Annotated in this window: 15 protein-coding genes; 8 read left to right on the top strand and 7 right to left on the bottom strand. The window is 65.9% G+C overall.

The window, feature by feature from the left end; genetic code table 11:
• Positions 1 to 76: 76 nt before the first annotated feature.
• Positions 77 to 823 carry an SDR family oxidoreductase gene (locus tag GR316_RS05110; RefSeq protein WP_211784951.1) on the top strand — a complete coding sequence of 249 codons (747 nt, stop codon included), beginning with the start codon at positions 77 to 79 and terminating at the stop codon, positions 821 to 823.
• Here GR316_RS05110 and eutC read toward each other — a convergent pair.
• The 6 genes from eutC to GR316_RS05080 form a co-directional block, all read right to left on the bottom strand.
• On the bottom strand, positions 813 to 1,541 hold the full coding sequence (gene eutC / locus GR316_RS05105) for an ethanolamine ammonia-lyase subunit EutC (RefSeq protein ID WP_211784950.1): 729 nt from the start codon (positions 1,539 to 1,541) through the stop codon (positions 813 to 815). The genes GR316_RS05110 and eutC overlap by 11 nt on opposite strands.
• Positions 1,538 to 2,911: an ethanolamine ammonia-lyase subunit EutB gene (locus GR316_RS05100; protein ID WP_211784949.1), complete on the bottom strand. Its 1,374-nt coding sequence runs from the start codon at positions 2,909 to 2,911 to the stop codon at positions 1,538 to 1,540. Before GR316_RS05100 ends, eutC begins: the two co-directional genes overlap by 4 nt.
• A gap of 148 nt (positions 2,912 to 3,059) precedes the next feature.
• Complete coding sequence (locus GR316_RS05095) at positions 3,060 to 4,082, bottom strand: NADP-dependent oxidoreductase (protein WP_211784948.1); 1,023 nt, start codon at positions 4,080 to 4,082, stop codon at positions 3,060 to 3,062.
• A gap of 70 nt (positions 4,083 to 4,152) precedes the next feature.
• Positions 4,153 to 5,313, bottom strand: a complete 1,161-nt coding sequence (locus GR316_RS05090; RefSeq protein WP_211784947.1) for a M20 aminoacylase family protein — start codon at positions 5,311 to 5,313, stop codon at positions 4,153 to 4,155.
• Between the two features lie 9 nt (positions 5,314 to 5,322).
• Complete coding sequence (gene argE, locus GR316_RS05085) at positions 5,323 to 6,486, bottom strand: acetylornithine deacetylase (RefSeq protein ID WP_211784946.1); 1,164 nt, start codon at positions 6,484 to 6,486, stop codon at positions 5,323 to 5,325.
• Positions 6,487 to 6,488: 2 nt separating this feature from the next.
• On the bottom strand, positions 6,489 to 8,339 hold the full coding sequence (locus GR316_RS05080) for an ABC transporter ATP-binding protein (protein ID WP_211784945.1): 1,851 nt from the start codon (positions 8,337 to 8,339) through the stop codon (positions 6,489 to 6,491).
• A gap of 281 nt (positions 8,340 to 8,620) precedes the next feature.
• Between GR316_RS05080 and GR316_RS05075 the strand changes: the two genes are divergently transcribed.
• The 6 genes from GR316_RS05075 (at position 8,621) to GR316_RS05050 (ending at position 15,857) form a co-directional block, all read left to right on the top strand.
• Positions 8,621 to 10,321 (top strand): peptide ABC transporter substrate-binding protein, encoded by a 1,701-nt coding sequence (locus GR316_RS05075; RefSeq protein WP_211784944.1) that lies wholly within the window; start codon positions 8,621 to 8,623, stop codon positions 10,319 to 10,321.
• 57 nt (positions 10,322 to 10,378) lie between these two features.
• A complete protein-coding gene (locus GR316_RS05070) occupies positions 10,379 to 11,386 on the top strand; it encodes an ABC transporter permease (protein ID WP_211784943.1) in 1,008 nt (335 codons plus the stop codon).
• A complete protein-coding gene (locus tag GR316_RS05065) occupies positions 11,379 to 12,284 on the top strand; it encodes an ABC transporter permease (protein WP_211784942.1) in 906 nt (301 codons plus the stop codon). The genes GR316_RS05070 and GR316_RS05065 overlap by 8 nt, the downstream gene beginning before the upstream one ends.
• 134 nt (positions 12,285 to 12,418) lie before the next feature.
• Positions 12,419 to 12,838 (top strand): DUF2382 domain-containing protein, encoded by a 420-nt coding sequence (locus tag GR316_RS05060; protein ID WP_211784941.1) that lies wholly within the window; start codon positions 12,419 to 12,421, stop codon positions 12,836 to 12,838.
• Position 12,839: 1 nt separating this feature from the next.
• Complete coding sequence (locus GR316_RS05055; protein ID WP_211784940.1) at positions 12,840 to 13,664, top strand: YsnF/AvaK domain-containing protein; 825 nt, start codon at positions 12,840 to 12,842, stop codon at positions 13,662 to 13,664.
• 420 nt (positions 13,665 to 14,084) lie between these two features.
• A complete protein-coding gene (locus GR316_RS05050) occupies positions 14,085 to 15,857 on the top strand; it encodes a sodium:solute symporter family transporter (protein ID WP_211784939.1) in 1,773 nt (590 codons plus the stop codon).
• A 56-nt stretch (positions 15,858 to 15,913) separates the two neighbouring features.
• On the opposite strand, the gene GR316_RS05045 is transcribed toward GR316_RS05050, so the two are convergent.
• Positions 15,914 to 17,020 carry an NADH:flavin oxidoreductase/NADH oxidase gene (locus GR316_RS05045; protein WP_211784938.1) on the bottom strand — a complete coding sequence of 369 codons (1,107 nt, stop codon included), beginning with the start codon at positions 17,018 to 17,020 and terminating at the stop codon, positions 15,914 to 15,916.
• Between the two features lie 139 nt (positions 17,021 to 17,159).
• On the opposite strand from GR316_RS05045, the gene GR316_RS05040 reads away from it, so the two are divergent.
• The gene (locus tag GR316_RS05040) at positions 17,160 to 19,145 is read left to right on the top strand and encodes a PhoX family protein (RefSeq protein WP_211784937.1); all 1,986 of its coding nucleotides are present in this window, start codon (positions 17,160 to 17,162) and stop codon (positions 19,143 to 19,145) included.
• Positions 19,146 to 19,147: the final 2 nt, after the last annotated feature.

The following is a 19,147-nucleotide window of genomic DNA, read 5'->3' as shown; positions in this document are numbered from 1 at the left end:
CACGTTTTGCGGAGCCGCCTTTCCGGGGGGCGGGCCGCGTGCCATCTTGGGGATCATGCAGGAAAGGACTTCGCATATGGCGTTCACTGATCGCACGATCCTCATCACCGGCGGCAATTCGGGCATCGGGCGGGCCTTGGCCGAGGCGTTGCAGGCCAAGGGCAACCGCATCATCATCACCGGGCGCAAGCCGGATTCGCTGAAGGATACGCTGGACGGCAATCCAGAGATGGCGGGGCTTGCGCTGGACGTTCTGGATGATGCGGCGCTGGCGGCCTTTTCGAAGCGCCTTCTGGCGGAACATCCGGATGTCGATACCGTGATCCTGAATGCCGGGATCATGGAGGCCGAGGATTACACCACCGATCCCGTCTCCACCGACGTGGCAGAGCGCGAAATCGCCACCAACCTTCTGGCGCCGATCCGGCTTGCGGCGGCACTGCTGCCGCATCTGCGGCGGCGTCCGAAGGCGGCGTTGATCACCGTGTCCTCCGGGTTGGCCTTCGTGCCGAAGACGGGCCATCCGGTCTATTGCGCGACGAAAGCCGCGATCCATTCGTGGACGCAATCGCTGCGGTACCAGCTGCGCGATACCTCCGTCGCGGTGCATGAAATCGCGCCGCCGCAGGTCGCGACCGAATTGACGCCCGGCCAGTCGCAGGCCGACACCGCGATGCCGCTTGCGGATTTCACCGCCGAAGTGGTGGAGCAGATGATGCGCAGCGATGTCCCGGACGAGATCCTCGTCTCCCGCGTGCTGATGCTGCGCCGGGCCGAGGCCGAGGGGCGTTTCGCGCAGGTGTTCAACGCGCTCAACGGCTGAGGCTGGGCAGGGGGTCCGGGCTGTCATCCTTCAGCCGGACACCGGTCGCGCGGATCCGCCGTCCCTCGCGGATCAGCCAAGCGATCTTGGACACCGCCGCCTCGATCGACAGCCCGCCCCGCCCGTGGATGTTGGAGACGCAGTTGCGCAAGCTGTCCGGCGTGCCGGGGCGGGGGTTCAGCGTCAGATAGGCGCCAAGGCTGTCCGATACGCTGAGGCCCGGACGCTCTCCGATCAGCATGACGCAGAAAGCCGCGCCCATGCGAAAGGCAACCTCGTCCCCGATGGCGACGCGCCCCTGTTCCACCAGCGCCACGGGGCCAAGGCGCAGGTCTGGCAGCGCCGCCATCAGGCCCCGGCAGAGCGCCGCCGCATGGGTGTTGACCGCCGAGGCGGACAGACCATCGGCGATGACGATCGCCAGATCGCAAGGGGTGTGGGGGATCGCCTCCTCCGCCTCGGGGGCGAGCAATCGGCCGAAATCGGGGCGGCGCAGGTATTCGGCGCGGGTTGCGGCGCGGCTGTGCAGCCGCAAGCCGGGCGCGCCAAGCGCGGTTTCCACCGCAGTCCAATCCACACGGCCATGGATCGCGGCCCGCGCCCGCGCATGGCTTTCCTGAAAATCCAGAACGGCGGGCAGGGGCGTCGGCCCCCCACGCGGATCGAGCCGCACCCGCGCCGGTGTCAGCGCGCCGAGCCGTGCGGGCAAGTCCGTCATGCCGCAAACCCCATGCGCCGGGCCATCCCCGCCAGATCCGGCAAGGCGCGCGAATGCCCGCCAAGGGCCATGCGGTCCAGCCATGCCGCGAATTCCGGGGCGGGGGCAAGGCCCGTCACCTCGCGCAGATAGCCGATATCCTCGAAGGCGAGCGACTGATAGGACAGCATCACATCATCGGCCCCCGGCACGGTGATGACGAAATTGACCCCGCCCGCCGCCAGCACCGTCATCAAGGTATCCATGTCGTCCTGATCGGCCTCCACATGGTTGGTGTAGCAGACATCGACCCCCATCGGCAGGCCCAGCAGCTTGCCGCAGCAGTGATCCTCCAGCGCGGCGCGGATGATCTGCTTGCCATCATAGAGGTATTCCGGGCCGATGAACCCCACGACCGTGTTCACCAAAAGCGGGGCATAGGCCCGCGCGACGCCGTAGGCCCGCACCTCCAAAGTTTGCTGATCGACGCCGTGATGCGCATTGGCCGACAGCGCAGCGCCTTGGCCCGTTTCGAAATACATGGCGTTCTGACCGACCGTGCCGCGCCCAAGGCTGCGGGCCGCATCCGCCGCCTCGGCAAGGACCGCCAGCGTGATGCCGAAGCCCGCATTGGCCCCTTCGGTCCCGGCGATGGACTGGAACACCAGATCGACCGGCCCGCCATCCTCCATGATGCGCAGGGCGTTCGTCACATGGGTCAGGACGCAGCTTTGGGTCGGCATGTCGAAGGTCTGGCGCAGATCGTCCAGCGCCTGAAGGATGCGGGTGCAATTGGCGATGCTGTCGGTCGCCGGGTTGATGCCGATGACCGCATCGCCCGATCCCTGAAGCAGCCCGTCCAGCACCGCCACCGCGATGCCGCGCAGATCGTCCGCCGGATGGTTCGGCTGCAAGCGGCTGGACAGGTGTCCACGCAGGCCGATGGTGTTGCGAAAGCGCGTGACGACCTCGCATTTGCGGGCCACGCGGATCAGATCCTGATTGCGCATCAGCTTGGACACGGCGGCGACCATCTCGGGCGTCAGTCCCGGCGCGGCGGCGCAGAGGGCGGGCGTATCGGCCGCCAGAAGCCAGTCGCGCAGCCCGCCCACCGTCAGCGCGCGCAGGGGGGCAAAGGCCGCGTCGTCATGGCCATCGCTGATGAGGCGGCTCACCTCGTCCGCCTCGTAGGGGATGACGAGATCGCTCAGGAACGCCGTCAGCGGCAGATCGGCAAGGGCGTAGCGGGCGGCCACACGTTCGACGGGCGACTGGGCGGCGATGCCTGCCAGTTGATCCCCCGACCGTTCGGGCGTGGCCGCAGCCAGAAGGGCGGCGAGGCTTGGAAAACGAAACCGCTCCCCCCCGGCAACGGCGCTGAAGCTCGGCATGTCCCTCTCCCCCGTGCGGCGGTGAGGGCCATGATCGCCGGGGCGGGGCGGCAAAGGGAAGGGGGCGGGGGCAGGATGCAAAACGGGCGGCGCCGAACGCCGCCCGTTTGGGCATTTTCCAATGGGATGCCTGTTTCCGCGTCGGTGCTTAGAGGTCCGCCACCTTGACGATCAGCTTGCCGAAGTTCTTGCCCTCCAGCATGCCGATGAAGGCCTCGGGAGCGGCGTCGAGGCCGTCCACCATATCCTCGCGCCAGTGCAGCTTGCCCTCTGCCACCCATGCGGAGGCTTCGGTCAGGAAGTCGCCCATCTGCGCCTCCATGAACTCGCTCATGATGAAGCCGCGCAGGGTCAGGCTGCGGGACAGGATCGCGCCCATGGTGCCGGGCAAGCGGTCGGGGCCGGTGGTTTCGCCATGATCGTTGTAATGGGCGACGATGCCGCAGACCGGAACGCGGGCATAGAGGTTGAGCAGCGGCAGAACCGCATCCCAAACCGGCCCGCCGACGTTTTCGAAATAGACGTCGATGCCGTCCGGGCAGGCTTCGGCCAGACGCTGGGGGAAATCCTCGGCCCGGTGATCGACGGCGGCGTCGAAGCCCAGCTCGTTCACGAGATAGGCGCATTTCTCCGCCCCGCCGGCGATGCCGACCGCACGCGCGCCGCGCAGCTTTGCGATCTGCCCCACCATGGAGCCGACGGGCCCGCTGGCTGCGGCGACGGCCACCGTCTCGCCCTTGGCCGGTTTGCCGATATTGCCCAGCCCGGCCCATGCGGTGAAGCCGGTCATTCCCAGCACATGCAGCGCCGTGGAGGGGGGCGCTACATCGGGATCGACCCGCCGCAGCCCCGCGCCGGAAGAGATGGCATGCGTCTGCCAGCCATTGCCGCAGGCCACGATGTCGCCCTCGTTCCAATCGGCATTGCGCGATTGGGCGACGCGGGCCACCGTTCCGCCGACCATCACGGCCCCGATCTCTACGGGGTCGGCATAGGATTTCGCCGCGCTCATCCGCCCGCGCATATAGGGATCGAGCGACAGATACAGCGTTTCCAGAAGGACCTGCCCATCCTGAAGTTCGGGCAGTTCGGCCGTTTCGGTGCGGAAGTCCGTGGGCTGCGGGCGTCCTTTCGGGCGGTTGGCAAGGACGATGCGTGTGGTCTGGGTCATGATGGACTCCGGTTGGTGAACCTGCGGATCAACGCGGAACATGCCATGCGGTTCACCCGGCGTCGATCCATCAGGCGGCGCGCGCCTCCACCATCCCGACGAGCCAGCCCGAACCATAGGCGATGGCGTCATCGTCGAAGTCGAACTCGGCCGAATGCACGCCTGCGGAATCGCCATTGCCAAGGAAGATGAAGGCGGCCGGAACCTGTTCTCCGTAATAGGAAAAATCCTCCGCGCCCATCATCGGCTCCATCTGGGCATTGACGGCATCGGGGCCGGCGATGGCGGCGGCGACGTCGACCGCATGTTCCACCGCGAAGGCGTCGTTCACGGTTACGGGATAGCCGCGCTCATAGACGACCTCGGCCGTGGCGCCGAGGGCCTCGGCCACGGAGGTCGCGATGCTCGTCAGGCGGGTCTGCATCACATCGCGCAGGGCCGGATCCATGGTGCGGACCGTACCGCCCAGCATGACCTGCTGGGGGATCACGTTCGTGGCGGGGCTGTCCGTCTGGCAGGTGCAGACCGACAGCACGGCTGCGCGGAGCGGGTTCACATTGCGCGCCACGATGCCCTGAAGCGCGACGACGATCTGCGCCGCCGCCAGCATCGGATCCACGCATTCATGCGGCCGTGCGGCATGGCCGCCTTTGCCCGTGACGAAGATGCGGAACGTATCCGCCGCCGCCAGAAGCGGCCCCGTCCGCGTGGCATAAGAGCCGAGCGGCAGACCCGGGCGCGTATGCAGGCCGTACATCTCCTGAATGCCCCAGCGGGCGAAGAGGCCGTCGTCGATCATCGCCTTCGCGCCGCCGCCGCCTTCTTCGGCCGGTTGGAAGACCATCACCGCCGTGCCGTTGAAGGCCCGCGTTTCGGCAAGGTATTTCGCCGCGCCCAGCAGCATGGCCGTATGCCCGTCATGGCCGCAGGCATGCATCACGCCGGGTATGGTGGAGGCATGGGGCTTGCCGGTCTTCTCCAGGATGGGCAGCGCATCCATATCCGCGCGCAGGCCGATCACCCGATCCCCCGGACGGCCGCGGATCACGCCGACGACGCCGGTGCGGCCGATGCCCTCATGCACCTCGTCGACGCCGAAGCTGCGCAGCAGTTCGGCCACGCGCGCGGCGGTGCGATGCTCCTCGTATTTCAGTTCGGGATGGGCGTGGAAATCACGGCGCCACGCGGTGATCTCGGGCACCATCTCGGCAAGGCGGTTCTTCACGGGCATGGGGGGTCCTCACTCGGTCAGGCGGGAGACGATGCGCTGCATGAACGTCCATCCCGCATCCAGTTGCGATATTTCGATGTATTCGTCGGGAATATGGGCTTGGGCGATGTCGCCGGGCCCGCAGACGACGGTGGAATAGCCATTGGCCTGAAAATGCCCCGCCTCGGTGCCATAGCTGACGACATTGGTCGAATTGTCGCCCGTCAGCGCGCGGGCCAGCGTTTCGGCCGCTCCGTCCGTTTCGGGCACGAGCGGGGGGACGGTAAAGCTGTCGCTCACCTCGATCCGGGCGCGCGGATCGACGGTCTTCATCCGCGCCTCCACCCGCGCCACCTCGGCGCGGTAGCGGTCCGCCCAATCGTCCAGCCTTTCATCGGCGACGACCCGCATCCCCAGTTTGAACCGGCATTCGCCGGCGGTGATGTTATGGGCCTCGCCGCCTTCGATGCGGCCGACGCTGATGGTGGTGAAGGGCGGCTCGAACAGGGCGGCGGTGGGCGTCGGCTCGGCGGCCATCAGCGCGTCGTTCGTCTCGTTCAGCCATGCCAGCAGGCGGCCCGCCTCATGAACCGCCGAAACCCCCAGATGCTGTAGCGAGGAATGGACCGGAACGCCGACGATGCGCGTGTCGAAGGAGCGGCTGCCCTTGTGGCCGGTCACGACCTTCATCATCGTCGGCTCGCCGACGATCACGACGGCGGCGCGGGGCAGATCGCGGGCCATGCTCTCCACCATCGGCACGCAGCCGGTGCAGCCCACCTCCTCGTCGAAGCTGAGGGCGAGTTGTAGCGGCCGTTTCAGGTCCGACCGCGCCGCAAGGGGCACCGCCGCAAGCGCCAGCGCCACGAAGCCCTTCATATCCGCCGCGCCGCGACCATAGAGGCGCCCGTTCCGTTCCGTCAGGGTGAAGGGATCGCTGGTCCAGTCCTGCCCATCCACAGGCACCACATCGGTATGGCCCGAAAGCACCGTACCGCCATCGACCTTTGGGCCGATATGGGCATGGAGATTGGCCTTCGTCCCGCAGGGGGAGGGGAGGCGCACGCAATCCGCGCCCCAGCCTTCGAGGTAGTCCTGAACCCAGTCGATCAGCGGCAGGTTGGTGTCGCGGCTGACGGTGGGAAAGGCGACCAGAGTTTCCAGAAGGGCGCGGGGGGTCGTTTCGGCAGGCATGTTCAGTCCTTGAGCACGAGGTGGCCGGGACCGATGGTATCATAGGCCGAGGCCGTTACATCATGTCCCACCGGGAAAATAGGCGAGGGGATGGGGGTGTAGGACACCTCGCGCGGGGGCGGGCGCTGACCGGGATCGGCCTTGGGCACCGCCGACAGAAGCGCGCGGGTATAGGCATGGCCGGGATTGCCGAACACCTCGGCGCGGGGGCCTATCTCCACGATCCGGCCCATATACATCACGCCGACATGGTGGCTGACGCGTTCCACCACCGCCATGTCGTGACTGATGAACAGGAAGGACAGACCGAGTTCGGCCTGAAGCTCCATCATCAGGTTCAGGACCTGCGCCTGCACCGACACATCGAGCGCCGACACCGCTTCGTCCGCGATCACCAGCTTCGGGCCGAGCGCGAGGGCGCGGGCGATCGCGATGCGCTGACGCTGCCCGCCCGAAAGCTCGTGCGGATAGCGGCGCATGAAGGCGCGGGGCAGTTCCACCCGGTCGAACAGCGTCGCCACGCGGTCCTCCAACTCCCGCCCGCGGGCGATGTCGTAATTGCGCATCGGCTCGGCGACCTGATCGAAGAGGCGCATCGTCGGGTTCAGGCTGGCATAGGGGTCTTGGAACACCATCTGCATGTCGCGGCGCATCCGATGCTGATCGCCGCGCGACAGGGGTTCGAGGATGTTGCGCCCCTCCAGCCAGACCTGACCGGCGCTGGGTTCCACCAGCCGCATGATCGACCGTCCGCAGGTGGATTTGCCGCAGCCCGATTCCCCGACCAGCGACAACGTCTGCCCCGCGCGGATCTGGAAGGACACATCCTCCACCGCGTGCACTTGGGCGACGGTTCGGCGCAGAAGCCCGCCCTTCACCGGGAACCGGGTGGACAGGTGGCGCACATCCAGCAGCACCTCGCCCTCGGGGCGGGGGGCATGGACGGGAGCGGGCAGCACCTCGCCGCTGCGCGACAGAAGGCGCATGGGTTCGGGGGCATCCTTGCCCTCCATCTCGCCCAATCGGGGGACGGCGGCCAGAAGGGCGCGGGTATAGGGGTGGCGGGGCGCGGCGAAGATCTGTGCGACCGGCCCTTCCTCCACCTTGTTGCCGCGGAACATCACCACCACGCGGTCGGCCAATTGGGCCACGACCGACATGTCATGGGTGATGAACATCACCGCCATGCCCTTTTCGCGTTTCAGCCGGTCGATCAGGGCAAGGATCTCCGCCTGAATCGTTACATCCAGTGCGGTCGTCGGCTCATCGCAGATCAGCAGCTTCGGCTCGCAGGCCATGGCCATCGCGATCACGACCCGTTGGCGCATCCCGCCCGACAATTCGTGCGGATACTGGTCGATCCGCCGTTCGGGTTCGTTGATGCGCACCATGCGCAGCAGATCCAGCGCCCGTTCCCGCGCCTCCGAGGAGGAGAGGCTGCGATGCAGGCGCAGCCCTTCGGTCAGTTGCCGCCCGATGGTGAAGACGGGGTTCAGGCTCGTCATCGGTTCCTGAAAGATCATCCCGATATCGTTGCCACGGATCGCCCGCATCGTGGAGGGATCGGCCTTGGCGAGATCGATCGTGCCCCCCTTGTGCCGGAATTCGAGGCTGCCGGAGGCGATCTCGCCGCCCCCGAACTCCACCAGCCGCATCAACGAGAGGGAGGAGACCGACTTGCCGGACCCGGATTCGCCGACGATGCAGACGCATTCCCCGGCGGCGATGTCGAAGCTGACATCCTCGACGCCAAGGACGGGCCCGTCATTGGTTTCGAACGCGACGCGCAGGTTCCGTACGCGGACGAGGGGGGCATCGTCGGGGGTGGGGGAATCGGGCGATATGTCCAGCATGATCGGTTCTTCCTGTCGGGAAAGGCGTCGTCTGGCGCGACGTTTCGCCCCAACGCTGCGCCAGCTTCCTCGCAAAGTCAAACCCCCGATCCGTTCGCCAAAAGCCCAAATAACAGGCAACGTCGCTTTCAAAAAAACACTTGCAATCTGAATGTTAAGGGGTCGATGCTGAGAAAATACGAGGCGACAGACCTCGGTCCGGGGGTGCCATCGGCACCGCCGAGATCCTGTCGGGCCGAAGGGTGAACGTCAGGGTCATTTCACCAACAACGGAGATGTGGATGAAAATCGGACACCTTCTGCTCAGCGCCGGGCTGACCGCGCTTCTGGCGCCCGCGGCCCATGCGGCGCGCGGCGACAGCGGGCATGTGAACCTGATCTATAACCAAGCCCCCTCGATCATGAACCCGTATTTGTCGAACGGGACGAAGGATCTCGAAGCCTCCAGCCTGGTGCTAGAGCCGCTGATCCGCTTCAACCCGCAGGGCGAGATGGTGCCGTGGCTGATCGAGGAGATCCCGACGCTCGACAATGGCGGGGTGTCGGAGGATCTGACCTCCATCACCTACAAGCTGCTGCCGGATCTGAAATGGAACGATGGCAGCCCCGTCACGGCCGAGGATGTGGTCTTCACCGGCGCCTATTGCATGGACCCCGAAGGCGGCTGCGCGCAGCTGGCCCGCTTCGAGGGCGTGGACAAGATCGAGGCGCTGGATGACCGCACGGTGAAGATCACCTTCACCGGCCCGAAGCCCTATCCCTATCTGGCCTTCGCCAGCTACGAATCCCCGATCCTGCAAAAGGCCCAGTTCGCCGACTGCACCGGAACGCGCGCCCCCACCTGTTCGGAGCAGAACTTCAACCCGGTCGGCACCGGCGCTTTCAAGGTGGACGAATTCCGCCCGAACGACGTGATCTCCCTCTCCGCGAACGAGAATTACCGCGATCCCGAACTGCCGCATTTCGCCAGCGTCACGCTGAAGGGCGGCGGGGATGCGGCCTCGGCGGCGCGGTCGGTGCTGGAGACGGGCGAATACGATTACGCGTGGAACACCCAGCTGGCCCCCGAAGTGCTGCAGCAGATGATGGCGGGCGGCAAGGGCGAGGCGGTTCAGGCCTTCGGCAGCCTCGTGGAGCGGATCGAGATCAACCTGACCGATCCGTCCTCCTCGCTGCCCGAGGGGGAGCGGGCGACCGCGGACCATCCCCACCCCTTCTTGACCGATGAGCGGGTGCGCCGCGCGCTCTCCATGGCGATCGACCGCGAGCTTCTGTCCGAGATCGGCTATGGCGATGCCGGGCAGCCGACCTGCAACCTCGTACCGGCCCCGGCGCTCTATGCCTCGGACAACACCGACTGCCTGACGCAGGACATCGAGGGCGCGAAGGCGCTCTTGGACGAAGCGGGCTGGACGCCCGGCCCGGACGGCGTGCGCACCAAGGACGGCATGCGCCTCAGCCTCCTGTTCCAAACCTCCACCAATGCCGTGCGGCAGGATTTCCAATCCATCATCAAGCAGTGGTGGCAGGAGATCGGCGTGGAGACGGAACTGAAGAACGTCGACGGTTCGGTCTTCTTCGGCTCCGACCCCGGATCGCCGGATACGATGCGGAAATTCTATTCCGACGTGGAGATGTACGCCAACAACTTCGCAGGTACCGATCCCGAACAGTACCTTGCGATGTACACCTGCGAAAAGGCCCCGAGCCCGGCGAATGCGTGGCAGGGGGAGAATACGAACCGCTACTGCGATCCCGAATATGACCGCCTCGTGGCCGAACTGGGCGGCACCGCCGACCCGGAGGAGCGTGGCCGCATCGGCCAACAGCTGAACGACATGCTGACCAAGGATTCGATGGTCATCATTCCGCTGATCTATCGCGGCACGGCCTCGGCCCGGGCCAACACCCTCGGCGGGGTGGAGATCAACGCATGGGATAGCCAGCTGTGGAACATCGCGGACTGGTACCGCACGGAATGACGCCGGCGCGCCTTCGGGCGCGCTTTTTTCTTTCTTTGAACAAGACGGAAGGTGCCGATGCTCACCTTTACGATACGACGGCTGCTGGTGGCGGTTCCGACCCTGCTGTTCATCAGCCTCGTGATCTTCCTGCTGCTGGATCTCGCGCCCGGCGATCCCTTGGCCAACATGCCCCTGACCCTGCCGCCCGAGGTGCGCGAGAACATGCGCGCGGCCCTCGGCCTCGATGAGCCGGTGTGGATCCGCTACCTCCTCTGGGTCAAACAGTTCTTCTGGGTCGAGCCGCTGAACATCCTCGATGTGATGCTGGGCACCGATCTGGCCGGCGGCGCGCAGCGCGTGATGTCGTGGCAGACGCGGTCACCGGTGGCCGACATCATCGCCCAGCGGATGCCGCAGACGCTGTGGGTGGTGGGGCTGGCCTATGTCGTGGGGGTGCTGATCGCGATCCCGATCGGCATCATCTCGGCCTATCGGCAATATTCGCTCTTCGATCAGGCGGGCACCTTCATCTCCATGGTCGGGTATTCGGTTCCTCCCTTCTTCACCGGGGTGCTGGTGATCATCATCTTCTCGGTGCATCTGGGGTGGTTCCCGTCGATCTACGACACGACGCTGCAGGTGGATGGCTGGGACGCGCTGATGCAGCAGATCCGGCAGATGGTGATGCCGGTGATGGTGCTGGCCCTGCAGACGACGGCGCAGATCAGCCGGTTCATGCGCGCCTCCATGCTGGACAACCTGCGGCAGGATTACGTCCGCACCGCCCGGGCCAAGGGCCTGCGCGAAGGGGCGGTGGTGATGCGCCATGTGGCCCGCAATTCCATGATCCCGGTGGTCACGGTGATCGCGCTGGGCGTGCCGTCGATCTTCGGCGGTGCCATCATCACCGAACAGGTGTTCAAGGTGAACGGGATCGGCCAACTGCTGATCACGGCGATTCAGGCCAACGACATTCCGATGGTGCAGACGCTGACCTTCATCTTCGCCGTGCTGATCGTGCTGGCGAACCTGATCGCCGACATTCTCTATGGCCTGCTCGACCCGAGGATCCGCTATGACTGACGCCACCACCCCCGAGATCCGCCCCGTATCGCAGCGGCGCGAAGTGTGGCGCCAGTTCCGCAGCCACAAGGGCGCGCTGCTGGGGCTGGCCGTCTTTGCCGTCATCCTTCTGGGCGTGACGCTGGGGCCGATGCTCTGGCCGCTCGATCCCACGCTGGTAGACATCCGGGCGCGCAATGCGGGGCCAAGCCTTGCGCATCCCTTCGGGACCGATCAGTTGGGCCGCGATCTGATGGCCCGCCTGATGGCCGGGGGGCGCGTGTCGCTTGCGGTCGGCATGGCGGCCATGGTGCTGTCCTTGGCGCTGGGCACGCTGATCGGCGTGGCGGCGGGGTTCTTCTCGCGGCTCGACGGACCGCTGATGCGCCTGACGGACCTGTTCCTCGCGCTGCCGCTGCTGCCGTTGCTGCTGGTGATGGTGATGCTCTTCCGGGAGCCTCTGTCCCGCAGCTTCGGGCCGGAGAGCGGGATCTTCCTTCTGATGGTCACCGCCATCGGCCTGACAAGCTGGATGCACACGGCCCGCATCGTGCGCGGCGACGTGCTGGCGGTGAAGAACCGCGAGTTCATCCTTGCGGCCCATTCCATCGGCACACGGCCCGGCGCGATGATCCGGCGGCACATCCTGCCGAACGTGCTCAGCCCGATCCTCGTCTCGGCGACGCTGGGGATCGCGACGGCGATCATCACGGAATCCTCGCTCTCCTTCCTCGGGCTCGGCTTCCCGCCGGACTTTCCGACATGGGGGCGGCTGCTCTATGATGCGGTGGATCAGATCCAACTGTTCCCGCTGCGGGTGATCCTGCCGGGCGCGGCGATCGCGCTGACGGTGCTTTCGGTCAACTATATCGGCGACGGTCTGCGCGACGCGATGGACCTGCGCACCCGCAAACGCTGACGGCGCCACCTGTCCGACCAAACCTCCTCCGGGCCCGCCCGGGGGATTTCCGCCTATGACCAGTCGGTTCGTCGACGGTCGTGGAACGTCCTGCAGTCCCGCGTGTTCTCTCCACACTCACCAAGGATGATGAGATGTCGGACGACCGCAAGGACATACTGCCACTTTTGCAAGAACATGCATCCGTTTCGACGGAGCGGCGGATCACCGGCCGCGTGCGCGTCTCCACCCGCACCGAAGAGGTGGAGACCCCGGTCCCCGTCGATCTTTCGGAGGTCGATGTGGACGTGGTCCGTGTCCCGGTGGATCGCCCGGTGGACGAAGCTCCGCAGATCATCACCGAGGGGGATGTGACCATCATCCCGGTGGTGGAGGAACGTCTGATCGTCCAGCGGCAACTCTATGTGCGGGAGGAGATCCATATCCGTCGCACCGAGCGTCACGAGACTGCCGAAATCCCCATCACCACACGCAAGCAGACCGCCTCGATCGAGCGTCTGCCGTCGGAGGAGGATGCGACATCCTCGTCCCGAACCCAATCCAAGGAGACCTGACATGACCTATAACACCGATATCGGCACCATGGGCTCGACCACCATCTCGGCGCTGTTCGACAGCCGTGCGGATGCGGAGCGGGCCACCGAGCGCCTGCGGATGCAAGGCATCGCCGCGTCCCAGATCGATCTGGTCGAAGGCGCCGAAACCACCGGCACCGCCACCACCGATCCCGATCGCAACAAGGGCTTCTGGGACAAGCTGGGCGACTATCTGTTCCCCGAAGAAGACCGTTATTCCTATGCCGAAGGCCTGTCGCGCGGCGGTTTCCTCGTGACGGTCAGCGGCCTCAGCGGCGCCGAATACGACAGCGCGCTCGACATCCTCGAGGATGACGGCACGGTGAATCTCGACGAGCGCGAGGAAAGCTGGCGTTCGGAAGGGTGGGGCGGCTACTCCTCCAGCCCGTATTCGGGCGCGGCGACCGGCATGGCCGCAACCCCGGCGCGCGAGCCGGTGGCCCATGACGACACGATCGAGGTGATGGAGGAGCGTCTGCGCGTCGGCAAGCGCGACACCAATCGCGGTCATGTCCGGGTTCGCGCCTATACGGTCGAAGAGCCGGTGAGCGAGACGGTCGAACTGCGTGAAGAGCATGTGGAGCTGGAGCGTCGTCCCGTGGACCGCGCCGCCACCGCCACCGAGGCGTTCCAAGACCGCACGCTCGAAGCCGAAGAGCATCGCGAGGATGTGGTCGTCTCCAAGGAGGCCCGCGTCGTCGAAGAGATCGGCCTGCGCAAGACGTCGGACACGCATCGCGAGGAAGTGTCGGACACCGTTCGCCACACCGAAGTGGAAGTGGAAGACGACCGCCGCGACCGGTAATCCACCTATCTGACATCGCGCGAAAAAGGGGCAGGACACTGCCCCTTTTTTCATGCCCTGACGCTGGGCGATCACGGCCTATCCCAGTTCTGTCATCCTATATCTTACAAATATTGACAATATGGCAGGCCGCCGCTACTCCTCGGCGGTACCCAGAGGGTTTCGACCGACGACGCGAGGTTTTCGATAAAGGACACATCGCCTTAGGGATCTTGCGCGCAGGACGGGTCGCATTCCGGCATCAGCCGGGCCGCGACCGCAGAGGACGTTCCGCGTCACGTCGAGCCTTCGGTTCAGATATCATCACCAGATCCCGGCCCCCCATCGCCGCCATGGCGATCCCGGCCGGATGATCTTCACATAGCGGCGCCGGTTTCGACGGTGATCAGCGACAGCGACTGCGGCTTAGGGAGGGCTCGCGTGCAAGATGTAATTTTCCCGTCTCTTTTCGAGAGGAGGGTCGACCTTGCCCTTGTCGTCCTCTACCTCGTCTTCATCATCGCGATCGGCTTCCTGTTCAGTGGAAAGACCAAGACGCCAAGCGAGTATTTCCGCGGTGGCGGGAAGATGCTGTGGTGGATGACCGGCGCCAGCGCCTTCATGGTGCAATTCAGCGCGTGGACGTTCACGGGCGCGGCGGGCAAGGCCTATTCCGACGGTCTGTCGGTCGCGATCATCTTCATCGGCAACGCGGTCGGCTATTTCGTGTCCTACCTTCTGGTGGCCGAGATGTTCCGCCAGACGCGCTGCATCACCCCGGTGGACGCGATCCGGCGCCGTTACGGCCCGGTGAACGAGCAGTTCTTCACGTGGGCGCAGGTGCCGCTGGGCGTCATTCAGGCCGGGATCTGGCTGAACGGCCTTGCGATCTTCACCTCGGCGGTGTTCGGCATCAGCATCGAATGGACGATCGTGATCACGGGCTTCGTGGTGATGTTCGTCTCGCTGACCGGGGGCGCATGGGCGGTGGTCGCCAGCGACTATGTGCAGATGCTGGTCATCATGGCGGTGTCCGTCACGGCGACGGCCTTCGTCGCGTTCCAGACGGGCATCGGCACCGTGGTGCACGATTTCCCGAACGAGCTGTTCACCAACGACGTGAACTATGTCGGCCTGTTCGTCGTTTGGTGCGCCATGTCGATCAGCAAGCAGATCTTCAGCACGAACAACCTGTATGACGCCTCGCGCTACCTCGTGGCCAAGGACAGCGTCAACGCCAAGAAGGCCGCGATGCTGGCCTCGCTTTTGATGCTGGCGGGCGTGTTCATCTGGTTCCTGCCGCCGATGGCGACGGCCGTGATGGGGATCGACCTTGCGGCGATGTATCCGACGCTGGGCGACAAGGCGAGCGATGCGGCCTATCTGGCCTTCGTCGATGTGGCGATGCCGGTCGGCATGGTGGGCATCATGATCGCGGCGATGTTCTCGGCCACGATGTCCTCAATGGATACCGGGCTGAACCGCAGCGCGGGGATTATCTCGCTCAACTTCTACAAGCCGGTGATCAAGAAGGGCGTCGTGGACGACCGGGAACTGATCATGGTCGGCAAGGTCATCACCTTCCTCTTCGGGATCGTGATCATCCTCGTCAGCCTCTTCATCTCGTCGCTGCAGGATATCAGCCTGTTCGACATCATGCTGCAGATGGGCAGCCTGATCCAGATGCCGGTGCTGATCCCGCTGTTCCTTGCGATCTTCATCCGCAAGGTGCCGGATTGGGCGCCGTGGGCGACGGTGGTGGTCGGCCTTCTGGTGTCGCTGCTGGCGAAATACGTGCTGACGCCGGATGCCGTGGGCGCGCTGACAGGGGTGGATTTCACCGGCCGCGAAAGCAGCGATCTCGTATTCACCATCTCCATGATCCTGCATCTAACGGTGACGACGGGCTTCTTCTTCGTGACGCGGCTGTTCTACAAGGATACCGGCTTCAAGCGTCACGAGGAGGTCGAGAGCTTCTTCGACGATCTGCACCGTCCCGTGACCTCGGCCCCCGGTGCGAGCGAGACGGATATCGAACAGCGCAACAAGCTGGGCACGCTGGCGCTGATCTATGGCGCGACGATCCTGCTTCTGCCGCTGATCCCGCAGGCGGATGGCCGCATGGCGGCGGTGCTGGGCTTCGGTCTGACGGGGGGGATCGTCTTCGTCATCGGCGCGCTCCTGAAGATTTCGGCGCGGGTGGCAAAGACGTAAACGGCCTAGGCCGGAACGGAACGCGGGGCGCCCATCGGCGCCCCGTTTTGCATGGATCAGGGCTTGCGGAACAAGTCCTTCAGGTTCGACGGCTGGCTGCGCAGATATTGCGGTGGCACCGTCACCTCGGCCTGAAGCGCGGCGGCAGCATGCCACGGCCAGCGCGAATCGTAGGTGATCGTCCGGGCAAGGGCGATCATGTCGGCATCGCCCGTGGCGACGATCGCCTCGGCCTGCTGGGGTTCGGTGATGAGGCCGACGGCGACGACGGGAATGGCGACCGCCCCCCGCACCGCGCGGGCCAGCGGCACCTGATAGTTCGGCCCGACCGGGATCTGCTGCCCCGCATCCAGCCCACCGCTGGAGACGTGGATCGCCGCGCAGCCCCGCGCCTCCAGCGCCTGCGCGAAGGCGATCGTCCCGTCGATGTCGAGGCCGCCATCCACCCAATCGGTGGCAGAGACGCGCACTGTCACCGGGCGCTCGGCCGGGAAGGCGGCACGGACGGCGTCGAACACCTCCAAGGGGAAGCGCATCCGGTTTTCCACGCTGCCGCCATAGGCATCGGTCCGCTGGTTCGACAGGGGCGACAGGAAGGCGTGCAGCAGATAGCCATGTGCGGCATGCAGTTGAACCGCGTCGATCCCAAGGCGGGCGGCACGGCGCGCGGCCTCGGCGAAGGCGTCGCGGATGCGGTCCATCCCGGCGCGGTCCAACTCGTTGGGCGGGACATCCTGCGCGCCGAAGGGCAGGGCGGAGGGGGCCACCGTCTGCCAGCCATTCGCCTTGTCCGGCGCGATCTGCGCGCCGCCATTCCACGGCGTCTCGCACGAGGCTTTGCGCCCCGCATGGGCCAGTTGCACCGCGATCGGCATCGCCGAATAACGGCGCACGCCGTCCAGCACGCGGCGCATCGCCTCTTCGGTGGCATCGTCCCACAGGCCGACATCGCCATAGGTGATCCGCCCCTCGGGCAGGACGGCGGTCGCCTCGATGGTCAGGATGCCCGCGCCCGAATGGGACAGATGGCCCAGATGCATCAGGTGCCAATCGGTCATATGGCCATCCTCGGCCGAGTACTGGCACATCGGCGCGATGACGATCCGGTTGTCCAGCGTCAGTCCGCCGAGGGTGATGGGTTCGAAGAGTTTCGATCTGGGCATGTCGGATGTTCCGGAATGTTGGGCATGAGCAAGATGGGGCCGGGCCGCGCGGCGGCGAGGGGGCGGCCCCGATGTAACGCGAATGTCATCCTGTGGGCGTATGCCGGGCGCGACCCCGCATATAAGCCAGGATGCCGACATGACCCAGAATTCCAAGAGCCAGGCCGAGATCTTCCGCACCTCCAAATTGGAGGAAGCCGATGGGCCGGGCCTGAACCCGACCGCGAACCGCACCATGGGCGACATCATCGCCGCCCGCTTCTCCCGTCGTGGGTTCCTCAAGGGGTCCATGGCGTCGGCGGCGATCGCGGCGACCGTCTCGCCCATGGCGATCCTTGCCGCCGACAAGGCCCGCGCGCAGGGCATGTCGGCCTTCAACTTCCCGGAGGTTGAGGCGGGCGTCGATGCCGATCACCACGTGGCCGAAGGCTATGACGCCGATGTGCTGCTGCGCTGGGGCGATCGTCTGTTCCCCGACGCGCCCGAATTCGATCCCGCGGCCCAGACCGAGGCCGCGCAGGAACGGCAGTTCGGCTACAACAACGACTTCGTGGGCTTCATCCCGCTGGATGGCGCCGCCGATCGCGGTCTGCTGGTCGTGAACCACGAATACACGAACGAGCATCTGATGTTCCCCGGCATCGTCACCATCGAGGATGGCGAGATCGCCGTGGCCGACGCCACGCGCGAACGGGTGGATGTGGAGATGGCCGCCCATGGCGGCACCATCGTCGAGATCCGCAAGGAGGGCGGCAAGTGGCGCCCGGTGCTGGACGGCGCGCTGAACCGCCGCATCACCGCCAAGACGGAGATGCAGATGAGCGGCCCCGCCGCAGGCCATGACCGGCTGAAGACCTCGGCCGATGGGACCGGCACGCGCGTCTTCGGCACGATCAACAACTGCGCGGGCGGCGTGACCCCGTGGGGCACCTACATCATGGCCGAGGAGAACATCCACGGCTATTTCACCGGAGAGCTTCCGGCCGATCACCCCGAAGCCGCCAACTACGAGCGGATGGGCATTCCGGGCGGCGATTACCAATGGGGCCGCTATCACGACCGTTTCGATCTGGCCGCCGAGCCGAACGAGCCGAACCGCTTCGGCTGGGTGGTCGAGGTGGACGTGATGGACCCGACCTCCGTGCCGAAGAAGCGCACGGCCCTCGGCCGTTTCAAGCATGAGGGCGCAGAAAGCGTCGTGGCGAAGGATGGGCGCGTCGTCTTCTATCTCGGCGACGATGAGCGGTTCGATTACGTCTATAAATTCGTGACCGCCGCCGCCTTCGACCCCGAGGACCGCGCGGCGAACATGGACCTGCTCGATGACGGCACGCTGCATGTGGCCCGCTTCGACGAAGACGGCTCTATGGTGTGGCTGCCGCTGGTGCATGGCGAAGGCCCGCTGACCGCCGAGAACGGCTTCGACAGCCAAGCCGACATCCTGATCGAGACCCGCCGCGCGGCCGACCTCGTGGGCGCCACCCCGATGGACCGCCCCGAGGACATTCAGCCGAACCCGCAGACGGGCCGCGCCTATGTCATGCTGACCAACAACACCCGCCGCGAAGAGGTTGATGCCGCCAACCCGCGCGCGGACAACGCCTTCGGCCATATCATCGAGATCCTCGAAACGGACGGCGATTTCACCGCCGCGACCGGGACGTGGGAAATCCTCGTGCAATGCGGCGATCCCTCGGTGGCCGAGGTGGGGGCGACCTTCTCCACCGAGACGACGAAGAACGGCTGGTTCGGCATGCCCGACAACGCCGCGATCGATGCCGAAGGGCGGCTCTGGGTGTCCACGGACGGCAACTCCATGGCCGGGACGGGGCGGACGGACGGCCTTTGGGCGGTGGATACGGATGGCGATGCGCGCGGCACCTCGCGGCTGTTCTACCGCGTGCCGGTCGGCGCGGAGATGTGCGGCCCCTGTCCGACGGCCGATCTGACGACGATGTTCGTCGCGGTGCAGCATCCGGCCGATGGTGGGGACGACTGGGAAGGGCATGGCCGCCCGTCCTATTACGAGGATCTCTCGACCCGCTGGCCCGATTTCGACGAGGCGATGCCGGTCCGCCCGGCGGTGGTCGCGATCACCCGTCAGGGCGGCGGCCGGATCGGCTGATC

The sequence above is a fragment of the Falsirhodobacter algicola genome, assembly GCF_018279165.1.
In the GTDB taxonomy this organism is placed as follows: domain Bacteria; phylum Pseudomonadota; class Alphaproteobacteria; order Rhodobacterales; family Rhodobacteraceae; genus Falsirhodobacter; species Falsirhodobacter algicola.
This window is presented reverse-complemented; position numbering and strand designations above follow the sequence as displayed.